The organism is Micromonospora sp. NPDC003241, assembly GCF_053589795.1.
Map to the genome: position 1 here is coordinate 326945 of NZ_JBSFSO010000001.1, position 14333 is coordinate 341277.

The 14333-nt window shown below is 72.3% G+C and carries 12 protein-coding genes; 5 read left to right on the forward strand and 7 right to left on the reverse strand.

All coding sequences use genetic code 11. From position 1 onward, the window contains the following. Nucleotides 1-11: 11 nt before the first annotated feature. Nucleotides 12-392, forward strand: coding sequence for an SCP2 sterol-binding domain-containing protein (locus ACWDVW_RS01605; protein WP_449943402.1), 381 nt, complete (start codon nucleotides 12-14; stop codon nucleotides 390-392). Next, the gene (locus ACWDVW_RS01610; protein ID WP_449943405.1) at nucleotides 389-2443 is read left to right on the forward strand and encodes an amylo-alpha-1,6-glucosidase; all 2055 of its coding nucleotides are present in this window, start codon (nucleotides 389-391) and stop codon (nucleotides 2441-2443) included. The genes ACWDVW_RS01605 and ACWDVW_RS01610 overlap by 4 nt, the downstream gene beginning before the upstream one ends. Nucleotides 2444-2474: 31 nt before the next feature. Here the strand turns inward: ACWDVW_RS01610 and ACWDVW_RS01615 are convergent, their stop codons facing one another. After that, on the reverse strand, nucleotides 2475-3335 hold the full coding sequence (locus ACWDVW_RS01615) for a hypothetical protein (protein ID WP_449943408.1): 861 nt from the start codon (nucleotides 3333-3335) through the stop codon (nucleotides 2475-2477). Between the two features lie 12 nt (nucleotides 3336-3347). Further along, nucleotides 3348-3875 (reverse strand): winged helix-turn-helix domain-containing protein, encoded by a 528-nt coding sequence (locus ACWDVW_RS01620; protein WP_449943411.1) that lies wholly within the window; start codon nucleotides 3873-3875, stop codon nucleotides 3348-3350. A gap of 293 nt (nucleotides 3876-4168) precedes the next feature. Here ACWDVW_RS01620 and ACWDVW_RS01625 point away from each other — a divergent pair, with 293 nt between their 5' ends. The 3 genes from ACWDVW_RS01625 to ACWDVW_RS01635 all read left to right on the forward strand — a co-directional run bounded on the left by ACWDVW_RS01625 (nucleotide 4169) and on the right by ACWDVW_RS01635 (nucleotide 10670). Beyond that, the gene (locus ACWDVW_RS01625) at nucleotides 4169-8542 is read left to right on the forward strand and encodes a S8 family serine peptidase (protein ID WP_449943414.1); all 4374 of its coding nucleotides are present in this window, start codon (nucleotides 4169-4171) and stop codon (nucleotides 8540-8542) included. A gap of 774 nt (nucleotides 8543-9316) precedes the next feature. After that, nucleotides 9317-10516 carry a glycosyltransferase family 2 protein gene (locus tag ACWDVW_RS01630; RefSeq protein WP_449943416.1) on the forward strand — a complete coding sequence of 400 codons (1200 nt, stop codon included), beginning with the start codon at nucleotides 9317-9319 and terminating at the stop codon, nucleotides 10514-10516. Nucleotides 10517-10529: 13 nt separating this feature from the next. Next, nucleotides 10530-10670: a hypothetical protein gene (locus tag ACWDVW_RS01635; protein WP_162854347.1), complete on the forward strand. Its 141-nt coding sequence runs from the start codon at nucleotides 10530-10532 to the stop codon at nucleotides 10668-10670. Nucleotides 10671-10836: 166 nt separating this feature from the next. Here the strand turns inward: ACWDVW_RS01635 and ACWDVW_RS01640 are convergent, their stop codons facing one another. From ACWDVW_RS01640 to ACWDVW_RS01660, 5 genes are all read right to left on the reverse strand, one after another. Next, on the reverse strand, nucleotides 10837-11160 hold the full coding sequence (locus ACWDVW_RS01640; RefSeq protein WP_350699336.1) for a DUF1416 domain-containing protein: 324 nt from the start codon (nucleotides 11158-11160) through the stop codon (nucleotides 10837-10839). A gap of 1 nt (nucleotide 11161) precedes the next feature. Next, a complete protein-coding gene (locus ACWDVW_RS01645) occupies nucleotides 11162-12010 on the reverse strand; it encodes a sulfurtransferase (protein ID WP_449943421.1) in 849 nt (282 codons plus the stop codon). A gap of 211 nt (nucleotides 12011-12221) precedes the next feature. After that, complete coding sequence (locus ACWDVW_RS01650) at nucleotides 12222-12326, reverse strand: Ms5788A family Cys-rich leader peptide (protein WP_396741961.1); 105 nt, start codon at nucleotides 12324-12326, stop codon at nucleotides 12222-12224. Between the two features lie 45 nt (nucleotides 12327-12371). Further along, entirely contained in the window at nucleotides 12372-13157 is a 786-nt protein-coding gene (locus ACWDVW_RS01655) for an LmeA family phospholipid-binding protein (protein ID WP_449943425.1), read from the reverse strand. A 109-nt stretch (nucleotides 13158-13266) separates the two neighbouring features. Next, complete coding sequence (locus ACWDVW_RS01660; protein WP_449943428.1) at nucleotides 13267-14301, reverse strand: hypothetical protein; 1035 nt, start codon at nucleotides 14299-14301, stop codon at nucleotides 13267-13269. Between the last annotated feature and the right edge of the window lie 32 nt (nucleotides 14302-14333).

A 14333-nucleotide genomic window follows, 5' to 3' on the forward strand; every position in this document is an offset into this window, starting at 1 on the left:
ACGATTCGGGTGTGACCGAGGCGACCGAGCAGTTCTTCGCGGCGCTGCCGGCCCGGGCCCCGGAGGTACTCCGCGCCCCCGTGGCGGGCAAGCTCCGGATCGACCTCTCCGACGGCCACCACACCGAGCACTGGCTGGTCCGGATGCGACCGGGCGCGGCCGAGGTGGGCCAGGGCCCGGAGTCCGCCGACGCCGTCTGGTACTGCGGCGTCAACCTGTTCGACCGGCTGGTCACCGGCCAGGCGCAGAGCATCTCCGCGGTGTTCCGCAACGAGAGCACGTACACCGGGGACGTGGTCCTGTTCCTCGCCTTCCGGCGCTTCTTCCCACCACCGCCCGGCACCCGGGACCCCCGTGAGGTGGCCCGCGAGCACGTCAGGCGGACCCGGTGAAGGAACTCGTCAGCATCCTGGACGGCAACACCTTCTTGGTCAGCGACAGACGCGGCGACATCGAGCCGGCGATCGACTTCCCCACCGGACTCTTCTCCTTCGACACCCGGTTCCTCTCCACCTGGCTGCTGCTGCTCGACGGCGAGCGGCTGCACGCGCTGTCGATGGACGACTCGGAGTCGCATCGGACCCGGTACTTCCTGGTGCCGGGCGAGCCCACCCATTTCCTGGACGCGAAGGTCTCGGTGATCCGCAGCCGGGCCATCAGCGGCAGCTTCGAGGAGGAGCTGACCGTGCTCAACCACTCCGGGCAGCCGATGACGTTCACCGTCCGGATGGAGATGGGCGCCGACTTCGCCGACCTCTTCGAGATCAAGGACACCCAGCGCAAGCGCGGGGAGCACACCTCCGCCCCCGGCGAGAACGCGCTGCGCCTGGACTACCGCCGGGAGGCGTTCCACCGGGAGACGGTGATCAGCAGCAGCGCACCGGCGGAGGTCGACCTGACCGGGATGACCTTTCCGATCGAGATCGGGCCGCACGGCGAGTGGACCACCCGGCTCACCGTCGCCACCACGATCTACGGTGCCCGTGGCGAGGACGTCCGCAGCAAACTCCCCTTCTCCGGCAGCCGGACGACCGCCGTCATCCAGGCCGAGCACGCCGAGTTCATCGCCAAGGCGCCGAAGCTGAGCTGCGACTACCAGCCGCTGACCGAGGCGTACCGGCGCAGCCTCGACGACCTGGCCGCGCTCCGGTACGAGTCGATCGCGCTCGGCGTCCGCCTGTTGGCCACCGGGCTGCCCTGGTTCATGACCCTGTTCGGCCGGGACAGCATCATCACCTCGCTCCAGGTGCTGCCGTTCCAGCCGGAGCTGATCCCGCCGACGTTGACGATGCTGGCCGGTCTCCAGGGCCACCGACTGGACGACTTCCGCGACGAGGACCCCGGCAAGATCCTGCACGAGCTGCGCTACGGCGAGACCGCCGGCTTCGAGGAGCAGCCGCACTCGCCCTACTACGGCGCCGCCGACTCCACGCCGCTGTTCGTGATCCTGCTCGACGAGTACGAGCGGTGGACCGGCGACGTGGCCCTGGTCAAACGGCTGGAGTTGGCCGCCCGGGGCGCGCTGGCCTGGATCGACACGTACGGCGACCTGCTCGGCACCGGCTATCTCTGGTACCAGACCCGCAACCCGAAGACCGGCCTGGAGAACCAGTGCTGGAAGGACTCGTGGGACGCGATCTCCTACGCCGACGGCCGGCTGCCGAGCTTCCCCCGGGCCACCTGCGAACAGCAGGGCTACGCGTACGACGCCAAGCTGCGCGGCGCCCGGATGGCCCGGCTGTTCTGGAACGACCCGGAGTACGCCGACCGGCTGGAACGGGAGGCCGCCGAGTTGAAGGAACGGTTCAACCGGGACTTCTGGCTGCCCGAGAAGGAGTACTACGCGCTGGCCCTGGACGCCGACGGCACGCCGGTGGACGCGCTCAGTTCCAACATCGGGCACCTGCTCTGGAGCGGCATCGTCGAGGAGTCGAGGGCCCGGCGGATCGCCGACCACCTGGTCGGGCCGCGCCTCTTCTCCGGCTGGGGCGTCCGTACCCTCGCCGACGACCAGGGGCGGTACAACCCGATCGGCTACCACGTCGGCACGGTCTGGCCGTTCGACAACTCGCTCATCGCCTGGGGACTGTGGAAGTACGGCTTCCGCGCCCAGGCCGGGCAGATCTGCGAGTCGATCCTGGCGGCGGCGCGCTACTTCGACGGTCGGCTGCCGGAGGCGTTCGCCGGGTACGAGCGCGACCTCACCGAGTACCCGGTGCAGTACCCGACCGCGTGCAGCCCGCAGGCCTGGTCGGCGGGGACGCCGCTGATGCTGCTGCGGGTGATGCTCGGGCTCGAACCGCAGGGCGAGCACCTGATCGTCGACCCGTACGTGCCGCAGGGCATCGGGCGGGTCGAGCTGCTGGACATCCCCGGCCGCTGGGGACGCGCGGACGCGCTGGGTCGCAGCCGCAGTCGCAGCCGGGACGACGCGCTCGGCTGAGCGGGTCAGCAGTCGCAGCCGGTGGTGCCGATCAGCCGGCGCAGCCGGTGGTGGCGGCGAGCACCACCTCGCCCGCGCCCAGGTCTGCGAGGACCGCGACGCCGTCGCGCCGGAAGGCGTACACCTCGCTGGTGTCGACCACCGGCGTGCCGCCCGCCAGCGGTGCGAGCGTGGCCTGCGGCGACGTGGGCAGCGCGCCGGCGGCGGACCGGACGGTACGCGCCGACCCGCCACCCGGGCACGGCGCGGCCACCACCTCGTCGGGTTCGGTCGCCGTGCCGCCGAGCGTGCGCAGCGCCTCGGTCAGGGCGCCGACCTCGGCTCCGGCGGCGCCCGTCCCCGGCGCGGAGTAGTCGTCGCCGACCATCCGGCACCCGGTGTCCGCGGTCAACCGGATCCGGCCGTCGGAAACCGGTCGTCCCAGCACGGTGACGAACTCGCCCGCGTCGGCGCGCAGCCGGGGCCCCTCGGAGGTGACCCGGACGCCGGACCGCCACGCCGTGGGCAGCCGGTCGGAGATCTCCTGGAGCGCGGCCCGTTCCTCGCCTACCGGCACCGCCAGGTCGACGGCCCGGACCAGCTCCGCTCCCTCGGCGAAGGGGGTGATCCGGCAGCCCCGGTCCACCTCGGGGGCGACCAGCGCGGGCACCGCACCCCAGCTCGCCGCCACCAGCTCGCCGATGGCGGCATCCACCACCGGGCCGGCCTCGGCCAGCGTGCGCTGCTCGCGGACGGTCGGCGGGTCCTGCCGGGCGGAGCGCCAGGTGAGACCGGCGAGCAGCACCGCCCAGGCCACGGTCGCCACGATCAGCCAGCGCGGCCACCGGGGTTCGGGGGCCGGGGGCCGGGGACCTGCGGGCGGGGGAAACCCCGTCTGGACAGCGCCACTCACCGGGTCATGGTGTCACGCGTGGTGTACCGCCTCGCCGGGACGCCCGTCGGCGGCCTCCGGCGGGGTGCTCAGGCGGTAGCCCACCCCCCGGACCGTCTGCACCTGCGGGCCCCCGGGCAGCGCCCGCAGCTTGCGCCGCAACCGCTTCACCGCCGAGTGCAGGATGGCGGTGTCACCGAGGTACGCGCCGCCCCAGACGGAGGCGAACAGCCGCTCGTAGCTCCAGAGCGCGAGCGGCGGGTTCATCAGCCGGGCCAGCAGCTCCCGCTCGGTACGCGTCAGGCCCAGCGGCGCACCCCGCCAGGTGACCAGGTGCCCGGCCCGGTCCACCACGAGATCGCCCCAGCTCGCCGGGCGGCTGGTCGGCTCGTCGGTCGACCCGGCGGGCTCGGCCAGCGGGGCCGGGAACATCGCGCGCAACTGCGCGAGATCGCTACAGATCACCACCGGCCCCACCCCGTCCAGCCGCTGCATGACCCGGTGCCGGACCGAGGCGTCGGAGCTGACGCAGACCAGGATCGGTATCTCCTCAACGGACACGTTGCCTCCCCCGAGAGCACCGTGCTGACCTGCGACTTTCCATCAATCGCCAACGACAGTCACCGATGGAGCCCCCGAATCAGACTAACGGTCAGGATCCCGCCACGTCACTGACCGAGTACTGACCGACGCCGTCCATTGATCACTGACTGTCGGAGCAAGAGCATGACTCTCAGCGGGCGGGCGCTCACCATCAGCCACCCACATCGTCCGGTCCGCTCCGCGACGTCGCATCCCGGCGCGCGGGTCTCCGGCCCCGAACGGATCGGGGCCGACGACGTGGGGGAGGAACCTTGTTCACACGACCATCCGCACGGTCATCACGGTGGCGGGCGGTGACGCTGCTGGCCGCCGCCGTACTCGCCGTCACCGCCCAGCCCGCCGTCGCCGCACCGGCCCCCCAGCCGACGGCACACCGGGCCGCCGTCGACCAGGGGCTGCTCGACCGGTTCGACACCGCGTCGACCACGACGTTCCTGGTGTACCTGCGGGAGACCGCCCCGCTGGCCGACGCCGCCCGACTGCGCGACGCCGACCGTCGGGCGGACGAGGTGCACCGACTGTTGACCGGCACCGCCAGCCGTACCCAACATGACCTGCGGGCGCTGCTCGACGAGCGCAAGGTGCCGCACACCGCGTACTGGATCGCCAACGCGATCCGGGTCGAGGGTGACAAGGCGCTGCTGGACGAGATCGCCCGGCGGCCCGAGGTGGCCCGGATCTCCCCCAGCCGCAGCTACCCGCTGGTCCGGCCGACCGCCACCGACACCGCCCGGGCCCGCACCGCGGCCGTCGAGTGGGGCCTGACCAACATCGGCGCACCGCAGGTGTGGGACGAGTTCGGCGACCGTGGCGAGGGCGTCGTGGTCGCCAACATCGACAGCGGCGTGCGGTACGACCACCCCGCGCTGGTCGCCTCCTACCGGGGCAACCTCGGCGAGGGCTTCGACCACGCGTACAACTGGTTCGACCCGACCGGCGTCTGCGCCGGCACCGCACCCTGCGACAACAACGACCACGGCACGCACACCATGGGCACCATGGTCGGCGACGACGGCGCCGGCAACCAGATCGGCGTGGCCCCGGGCGCCCGGTGGATCGCCGCCAAGGGCTGCGGCTCGAACACCTGCGCGGACGCCTCGTTGCTCGCCGCCGGCCAGTGGGTGCTCGCGCCGACCGACGCGGCCGGCCAGAACCCCCGACCGGACCTGCGCCCCGACATCGTCAACAACTCCTGGGGCGGCGACGGAGGCGACCCGTGGTACCAGCAGACCGTCGCCGCCTGGCGGGCCGCCGGCATGTTCCCGGTCTTCTCCTCCGGCAACGACGGACCGGCCTGCGGCAGCGCCGGCTCGCCCGGTGACAACGCCAACGCGTACGCGGTCGGCGCGTACGACGTGAACAACGCCATCGCCAGCTTCTCCGGCAGAGGCTCCGGCACCGACCAGATCAAGCCCAACATCGCCGCGCCCGGCAGCAACGTCCGCTCCAGCGTCCGCAACGGCGGGTACGCCTCGTTCAGCGGCACCTCGATGGCCGCCCCGCACGTGGCCGGCACCGTCGCGCTGGTCTGGGCGGCCGCGCCGAGCCTGCGCGGGGACGTGGCCGGCACCGAGGCGCTGCTCGACCGCACCGCCCGCGACGTCGACGCCACCACCTGCGGGGGCACCCCGGCCGACAACAACGTCTTCGGCGAGGGACGCCTGGACGCGTACGCGGCGGTGCGGGACGCCCCACGCGGCCCGGTGGGCCGGGTCACCGGCGTGGTCACCGACGCAGCCGACGACGACCCGGTCGCCGGTGCCACCGTGACCGACGGCACCCGCACCTCCACCACCGGCGCCGACGGCCGGTACGCGCTCAACGTGCCGGCCGGCGAGACCAGCCTGACCGTCAGCGCCTACGGCTATGCCGGTCAGTCGGCGACCGTCACGGTGGCCGAGGGCGAGGCCGTCACCCGGAACTTCGCGCTGACGGCGACCCCGACGGTCACGGTCAGCGGAAAGGTCACCGACGGTTCCGGACACGGCTGGCCGTTGTACGCGAAGGTCGAGGTGGCCGGGCGGCCCGGTGGGCCGGTCTTCACCGACCCGGTCACCGGTCGCTACTCGTTCACCGCGCCGGGCGGCAGCACGTACCGGCTCACCGTGAACGCCCGCTACCCGGGCTACCGCACGGTGACCCGGGAGGTGCCGGTCGGCAGCGCGGCCACCACGGCCGACGTGGCCGTCCCGGTCGAGGCCGGGTGCACCGCCGCCGGCTACACCGGACGGTTCGGGGCCCCGCTGCTGACCCAGAGCTTCGACGGCACCGGCACCCCGGCCGGTTGGCGGGTCGACAACCGCACCGCCTCCGGTGGCTGGACCTTCACCGACGCCCGGTCGCGCGGCAACCTGACCGGTGGTGCCGGCGGGTTCGCCATCGTCGACAGTGACGCCCTGGGCAGCGGCAACACCCAGGACACCGACCTGATCGCCCCGCCGCTGGACCTCTCCGGCACCGCCGCGCCGGTGCTGCGCTTCCGCAGCGACTGGCGGGCCGTCGGGATCACCGACACCGCCGACGTCGACGTCTCCGTCGACTCCGGCGTCACCTGGACCAACGTCTGGCACCAGACCACCAGCCGGCGTGGCCCGCGCGTCGAGGAGGTGGCGCTGACCTCGGCGGCGAACGCCGCCTCGGCCCTGGTCCGCTTCCGGTTCAAGGGCACCTTCGCCTGGTGGTGGCAGGTGGACGACGTGGAGGTGGTCAACCGCGAGTGCACCCCGGTGCCCGGTGGGCTGGTGGTCGGCACCACCACCGACCGCAACACCGGTGCGCCCGTGGACGGCGTGACCGTGGTCAGCGACGATCGGCCGCAGGACCGCGCGGTGTCGACGGCGACCCCGGAGGACACCGCCGAGCCGGACGGCTTCTACTGGCTCTTCTCCGGCCTGACCGGCGCCCACCCGTTCACCGCCAGCCGTCCCCCGTACCAGCCGGCCACCAAGCAGGTCACGGTCGACGCCGACCGGGTCAAGCGGGCCGACTTCGCCCTCGGCGCCGGGCGGCTCACGGTCAGCCCCGCGTCGGTCGTGTCGCACCAGCCCTACAACAGCACCCGGACCACCAAGCTGACCGTGCGCAACACCGGCAGCGCACCGGCCGCCGTCGAGCTGCTGGAACGCACCGGCACGTTCGAGCTGCTGAACCAGTCCGGCGCACCGCTGCGGGAACAGAAGATGAAGGGGATCAGCAAGGCCCGCACCGGTGTCGCGTACGGCGGGGCGGCACCCGAGGTGCGTACCACGGCCGACGACGCGTGGAGCCCGATCGCCAAGCTGCCGGCCGCGATCTATGACAACGCCGCCGCGTGGCTGGACGGGAAGATCTATTCGGTCGGTGGTGGCGGTGGCACCGGCACCGAGCGGCGGGCCTGGGCGTACGACCCGGGTACCGACGCCTGGACGGCCCTGCCGGACCTGCCGGTGGTGCGTTCCAAGCCGGTCGCGGCAGCGGTCAACGGCAAGCTGTACGTGATCGGCGGCTGGGGCGCGGACGACCGTACGGTGGCCACCGTCGACGTCTTCGATCCGGTCGTCGGCACCTGGAGCACCGTGCCGGGGGCGACCAACCCGGCACCGGCTGCGGCGGCCGGCGGGGCGGTGGTCGACGGGAAGGTGTACCTGGTCGGCGGCTGCGCCGACGCCACCTGCACGGACTCCGACCGGCTGGTGGTCTTCGACCCGGCGACCGGCACGTTCGGCACCCGGGCCGCCTACCCGCACCCGGTGTCCTGGCTGGCCTGCGGCGGGCTCGGCGAGACGGTGCACTGTGCCGGTGGCACCGGCAGCACCGAGTACACCGACGCCTACCGGTACGACCCGACGGCCGACACGTGGAGCGCGCTGCCGAGCATGCCCACCGAGCTGTGGGGCTCCCAGTACGCGGCGGCCGGCGGGATGCTCGTGCTGGCCGGTGGCGTGACGGCCGGTTCGACGGCGGTCAGCAACCGCACCATCGCCTACGACCCGGCCACCGGGGCCTGGCGTGACCTGCCCAACGCCCAGTTCGGCCGGTACCGGGGCGCGGCGGCCTGCGGCGCGTACAAGATCGGTGGTTCGCCCAGCTCCTTCGTGGGCTCGGCGGACAGCGAGCGGCTCGGTGGTCTGGAGCAGTGTGCCGCCGAGGCGGACGTACCCTGGCTCTCCAGCTCCCCGGCCACCTTCACGCTGGCGCCGGGCGCCTCCCGGACGGTGACGGTGACGCTCACCGCCACCGCGGCGGCCGGGTTGCAGCAGCCGGGGCGGTACGACGCCGAACTGGCGGTCGCCTCGGACACCCCGTACCCGGTGACCCCGGTGTCGGTGGAGATGAACGTCTCGCCGCCGTCGAGCTGGGGCAAGATCCAGGGCACCATCACCGGCACCACCTGCGGTGGGGTCACGGTGCCGGTGGCGGCGACCGTCCGGGTGAACCTGATCTCGGCCGGCACCGGCACGACCCTGACCTCCGGCACCAACGGCAGGTACGCCTGGTGGTTGCCGAAGGGCCGGTACGAGGTGATCGTGGCCAAGGACGGCTGGGTGCCGCAGGTCAAGCGGCACCAGATCGAGGCGGGCATCGTCGGCTCGCTCGACTTCGCCCTTGATCCCGCGTCGACCTGCACCAGAGCGACCGGTATCTGACGCACCACCAGTGGTGGCCGCCGGTCCGTTCACGGACCGGCGGCCATCGCCGCTCTATCCGCCCAGAATCCTGGCTGTAGCCCGTGGCCCGTAGCCGTGGCCCTGACGCCTGATCCGTGGCCGTGGGCCGTGGCCGTGGGCCGTGGCCGTGGACCGTGGGCCGTGGCCGTGGACCGTGGGCCGTGGACCGTGGGCCGTGGCCGTGGACCGTGGGCCGTGGCCGTGGACCGTGGCCGTGGCCATTGGCTGTGGCCGCAAGTCGAGAATGCGGGTGGGGACGCTGACGATGAGGTCGTTGCTGGGTCGCCTGCTGCGGCCCGACCACGACGGCGGCTGCTCCCGCTACCCCCGCTGCCGACCTGACCGAGGCGGCTCGCGAGCGAGAGTCACCGCCAATCTTGGAGCGTTTCCGTTAGTTGCTAACGGAAACGCTCCAAGATTGAGATCTCGGCGGGCCCCCTCGCGCCTTCGGACACACCGACGCGCTGCGGCATGACGCCTGATCCGTTCTCGCCGTCAGCTCGACAGGGCGCGCACTCGACATGGTGCGCACTCGACATGGTGCGCGCCCGCCGGTTCCTGTCGCGCGTCCGTCCACCCGACTGTTTCTCCTGGTCATCGGCGTTTCCGACCGGCCGGAGGGTCATCCGGTCGTCGGCCGAACGGACGAAAGCGATCATCGCTCTTGGCGACCAGCGGTACATCACTTAGCGTTAGCAGCACGCCTCAACGCGAGCGGCGTTCACAACCCCTCCCGCCTGCGGATTGGCTGTCATGCTGGAAGTCCTCCTGGCCTCGACCATCACTGTGAGTGCCGTCGCGCTGCTGCTGGTCGTCGGATCGTTCGGGTACGGCTTCGTCCGCCCCGAGGTGGCCTACCGGCCGCGTCACGGGATTCGGCCACCGCGCTACGGCCCGGTGCGCGCCGACCAGGTGGCGGTCCTGATCGCCTGCCGCAACGGCGCCGCGACCGTCGCCGAGACGGTACGCGCGGCCCGCGCCACCGGCAGCGACGTGTACCTGGTCTCCGACGCCTCGACCGACGACACGGCGCACCTCGCCGAGGCCGCCGGCGCCCGGGTGCTGGCCCTGACCCGCAACGTCGGCAAGCCGGCCGCCCTGCACGCCGGATACGTCGAATTCGGTCTCGGTACGCACTACCGGGCGGTCGCCATCCTCGACGACGACGTGGTGGTCGCGCCGGACTTCGTCACCGCCGCCCTGGCCGAGCTGACCGAGGAGGTCGGCATCGCGGTGGGCCACAATGTCACGTGGTGGCCGCCGGAGCGGCGGTGGAACCCGTGGCTGGCCAAGCGCGCCTACAGCTATTGGATGTACCAGGCGGTGATCCGCCGGATCCAGAGCCACTTCAACGTCATGAACTGCATCTCCGGCTCGAACTCGGTGTACCGCACCGAACTGCTGGACACCGTGCTGCCGCAGCAGCCGCCCTACATCGTCGACGACACGTACTGGGTGCTGGAGACGCACCGGCGCAACCTCGGCCGGGTCGTGTACGCGCCGCGCGCCCTGGCACACCTCCAGGACCCGACCACGCTGCCCGACTGGTACCGGCAGAACCTGCGCTGGATGTGGGGCACCTTCCAGGGCGTCATCGGGCACCGGGTGGGTCGGCACACCAGCCGCTTCGACTTCGCGTACCTGCTGTTGATGCTGCACTGGGTGCTCTATGTGGCGGGCGCCCCGATGACCCTCTGGCTGCTCGCCACCGCCGGCCCCGGGCTGCTGGCCGGGCTGGGGCTCATGCTGGCCGGGCAGAGCCTCTGGGTCGGCCTCGCCGCGTGGCGGCTCCGACGCCCCCGCCTACCGCTGTTCCTCCCCGTGATCGTCTTCGCCGACCTGTTGTACCGGGTGATCCTGGTGCACGCCCTGGTGAAGGCGATCCGACAGCCGACGGTCGACCGGTGCGTCTGGGACTCCCCGGCGCGCATGGCGGTCGGCGTGAAGGGCTGAGGGAGGTGACAACATGTCCGCGAACCAGGACCTCCCGCTGACCGGCGCCTCCACCGCCACCGTCGGCCTGCTCGGCAGCATCCTGCTGGGGCTCGGTGCCCTGCTGGTGACCGCCGCCAAGTGGGGTGCCAAGGCCCGCCGCAAGGTCGGCTGACGTACCGCCGGCACGACCCGACGTGGAAACGGCCGCCGGCATCACGCCCGGCGGCCGTTCCCATGTTCACCGCGCGGTCCCGGTCGAGGAGGGGCGGAGACGGCTCGTGGCCCGGATCCCCCGGCGGTGCGGGGGACGCGGGCCACGAGGCCGATCAGAGCGTGGGTCAGTCGGTGACCGTGACGGTCACCTCGGTGACGCCCCGGCCTGCGGTCACGGCGGTGTCGCCGTTGCCGTGCCGGGACAGGGCCCGCAGGGTCCAGTTGCCGGGAGCGGCGAAGAACCGGAACTGACCGGCCGGAGAGGTCACCACCTCGGCGGTGAACTCGCCGGTCGAGTCGAGCAGCCGGACGTAGGCACCCGGCACGGGGTCACCCTCGGCGGCGCGGACGACGCCGGTGATGACGGTTTCCTTCTCCAGGTCGATGCCGGCCGGCAACGGCGCGGCCTGATCCGGTGCGGCGCAACCGGCGGCGGTCGGAGCGGTCATCTCAGGCCTCCCCGGGCTCGTCGCCGAGTGCCACCGGCACACCGACCAGCGAGCCGTACTCGGTCCAGGATCCGTCGTAGTTCTTCACGTTGCGGTGGCCGAGCAGCTCCTGGAGGACGAACCAGGTGTGCGAGGAGCGCTCGCCGATCCGGCAGTACGCGATGGTCTCCTTGCCGTCGTCCAGCCCGGCCTCGCCGTAGATCTTGCGCAGCTCGTCGTCGGACTTGAAGGTGCCGTCCTCGTTGGCCGCCTTCGACCACGGCACGCTGATCGCGGTGGGGATGTGGCCACCCCGCTGGGCCTGCTCCTGCGGCAGGTGGGCGGGGGCGAGCAGGCGGCCGGCGAACTCGTCGGGGCTGCGCACGTCGACCAGGTTCTTGGTGCCGATCGCGGCGACGACCTCGTCGCGGAAGGCCCGGATGCTGGTGTCCGGCTCCTGCGCGACGTACTGCGTCGCCGAGCGGGTCACCTCGTCGCGGACCAGCGGACGGCCGTCCAGCTCCCACTTCTTGCGACCGCCGTCGAGCAGCTTGACGTCGCCGTGGCCGTAGAGCTTGAAGTACCAGTACGCGTACGCGGCGAACCAGTTGTTGTTGCCGCCGTACAGGACGACGACATCGTCGTTGCCGATGCCGCGCTCGGAGAGCAGCGCCTCGAACTGGGCCTTGTTGACGAAGTCCCGGCGGACCGGGTCCTGCAGGTCGGTCTTCCAGTCGAGCTTGATCGCACCGGCGATGTGACCGGTGGCGTAGGCCGAGGTGTCCTCGTCGACCTCGACGAAGACGACGCCCGGAGCGTCGAGGTTCTTCTCGGCCCACTCGGCCGAGACGAGTGCGGTGTCGCGACTCATCAGATCACTCCCTGGTGAGGATGGATGGTGAGCCAGCGCGCGGAGATCGCTGTGACGAAGGAGTCGCACCACGCGCGGGACCCATAGCTAGGAACGGATCACGGGATTCGTGCGACGGCGCCGCTGCCGGGCGTCCGGTGGGGTGCACCGGGATCAGGTACGCGTACCCCGAGTGCCTTAGGCCGCTAGGCGGCCCGAAACAGCCCCGCCGTCAGATGACGGGGCGACACAGGCAGGTGGCCACGCGGCACAGGTCGACCGCGCGCCGTTTGGTGAGGAGCGTCCCCATGACCAGGGAGCCTACCAGCGATCTCATGAATCTCCACCGGGCCGACCAGCATCCGGGACGTCGGCGCCGGGATCAGCCGACCGAGTTGATCGGTACGTCCCGTGCATCCGCGGTCACCGTCAGCCCCTCCGGCCTCGGCACGACCTCCCGGACGGTGAGCTGGAACGGCAGCTCCGGCAGGGGTACGTCGACCGAGATGCTGCGGGCGAAATTGTTCAGCAGAGTGCGGGCGATAGCGACGTTGGGCAGCCCCTCGGCGTCCAGGTCCTCGAAACGGAGCGCGATCTGCCCCTGCTCACCGACGACGATCTCGGCGATGCCGGTGACGGTGAGCCGCTGGCCGAGGACGTCCAGCGGGGCGGTCACGGCGAGCTTCCCGTCCTGCTCACCGAGGGTCAGGCCCTCGCGGTCGAGCAGCGCGGCCAGACTCTGGTAGCTGATCGTGCCGGTCCCGTTGACCGTCTCGGCCACCACCTCGCCCTGGCCGGTGCGCAACGTGTCCAGCGAGGCGCGCACGTTGCGGGCGTCCACGTCCAGGCTGGGCAGCGCGACCGCGTCACCCTGCACCGAGCCCTGTACGTCGCGCAGCCGGATGGTGATCCGCTCGTACCGGCCGTCGAGCACCTGGGTGAGGAAGGGGAACCCGCCCAGCTCGACCTCGGGCGGGGAGGACTGCGCACCCTGCTGGGCCACCTGCTGGCGGACCTCGTCGGCGATGGTGCGCTCGGCCACGTTCGCCGCGACCCGGTCGGCGATCGCGATCAGCCCGACGAGTACGAGCAGCAGGACGACGAAGCCGATCAGTACCTTGCGCCCCCGTCGCCGCGGTCGCCGTCCATAGGTCTGCTCGCGCTCCACGCCTTCTCCTGTCCTGTCGCGTCGACACCGGTCGAATCGCCGGTACGCCCGGCGGCGCACCGGTGTTACCCGATGTCCGGATTCCTCAACCGCCCGCCGCAGCGGCCGGCTACAACACCAGTCGGCACATCAGGTACGCGGCCGGGGCGGCCATCGCGAAGCCGGCGAGCGGCCCCTGCACGTGCCGGGCCGCCCACGCGTCGGGCAGCTCGCCCGCCATCAGTCGACCCGCCGCGGCGTACCCGGAGGCCAGGTCGGCCAGCACGGCGACGACTGCGGTGACCAGGCCGATGATCGCGGCCCGGGTCGGCGTGAACGGAGTGACCAGATAGCCGCCGAGCAACGCGCTCACGAGCGTACCCATCATGGCGCCACCGACCACCCCGGCGGCCCCCCGTGGCACCTGGGGCGCGAGTCGGGGCCAGGCCGCGACGGCGTCGGTCAGCCGGGCGACGGTCAGCGCGACCGCGCTCGCCGCGAGGCAGACCGCGATCGCCTGGGTGCCGGCGGGAACCCGGGTGAGCACGATGAGCGTGGCGAACGCGACCGGGCCGAGCACGATGGTCGCGGTGGTCCGCACCGAGTCGGTCACCCGCACCCGGTCCACCCGCCGGACCAACTGGCCGAGCACCGCGACGAGCACCCCGCCGACCGCGATGTAGAACAGCGGTAGGAGGCGAGGTTCGGCCGTACGGATGGCCACGGTGTCGGCCACGGCGGCGGCCAGCACGCCTACGCCGATCACCACCGCGGAGGCCGGCGGCCGGTTCACCACCGTCCAGGCCAGCACGAACAGCACCTGGACGAGGAACACCACGATGGCGAAGGGCACCCGGTCGCCGGGCCCGGAGGTCTGCGCGCCGACGATCAGACCGACGCCGAGCAGCGCGGCGAACCCGCCGACGGCGAGGGAGAGCTTCTTGGGGACCTCGACCGGTGGTTCCTCGTCCTCGTCCTCCTCCTCGTCGAGCGCGTCGTCGGCACGCCGGGGCGAGCCGCCACGGCGCAGGCGTCGCGGGCCCCGGGAGCGGCCCCGCTCCTCGGTCTCTACGGCCGGACCGGTACGCGGTGCCGAGCCCTCACCGGAGGGCGCGCCGTCCGCCCACGGGTCGCGGTCGGTCTCGGGCGAGTTGGAGGGAAACACCCACCGATCGTGCCAGACCATATGCACAACTC

What these genes read in the sequence shown, in the direction of transcription:
- ACWDVW_RS01635 (WP_162854347.1), top strand. Translation starts at nt 10,530, where the DNA reads ATGTCCGCGAACCAGGACCTCCCGCTGACCGGCGCCTCCACCGCCACC.
- ACWDVW_RS01630 (WP_449943416.1), top strand. Translation starts at nt 9,317, where the DNA reads ATGCTGGAAGTCCTCCTGGCCTCGACCATCACTGTGAGTGCCGTCGCG.
- ACWDVW_RS01640 (WP_350699336.1), bottom strand. Translation starts at nt 11,160, where the DNA reads ATGACCGCTCCGACCGCCGCCGGTTGCGCCGCACCGGATCAGGCCGCG.
- ACWDVW_RS01650 (WP_396741961.1), bottom strand. Translation starts at nt 12,326, where the DNA reads ATGAGATCGCTGGTAGGCTCCCTGGTCATGGGGACGCTCCTCACCAAA.
- ACWDVW_RS01645 (WP_449943421.1), bottom strand. Translation starts at nt 12,010, where the DNA reads ATGAGTCGCGACACCGCACTCGTCTCGGCCGAGTGGGCCGAGAAGAAC.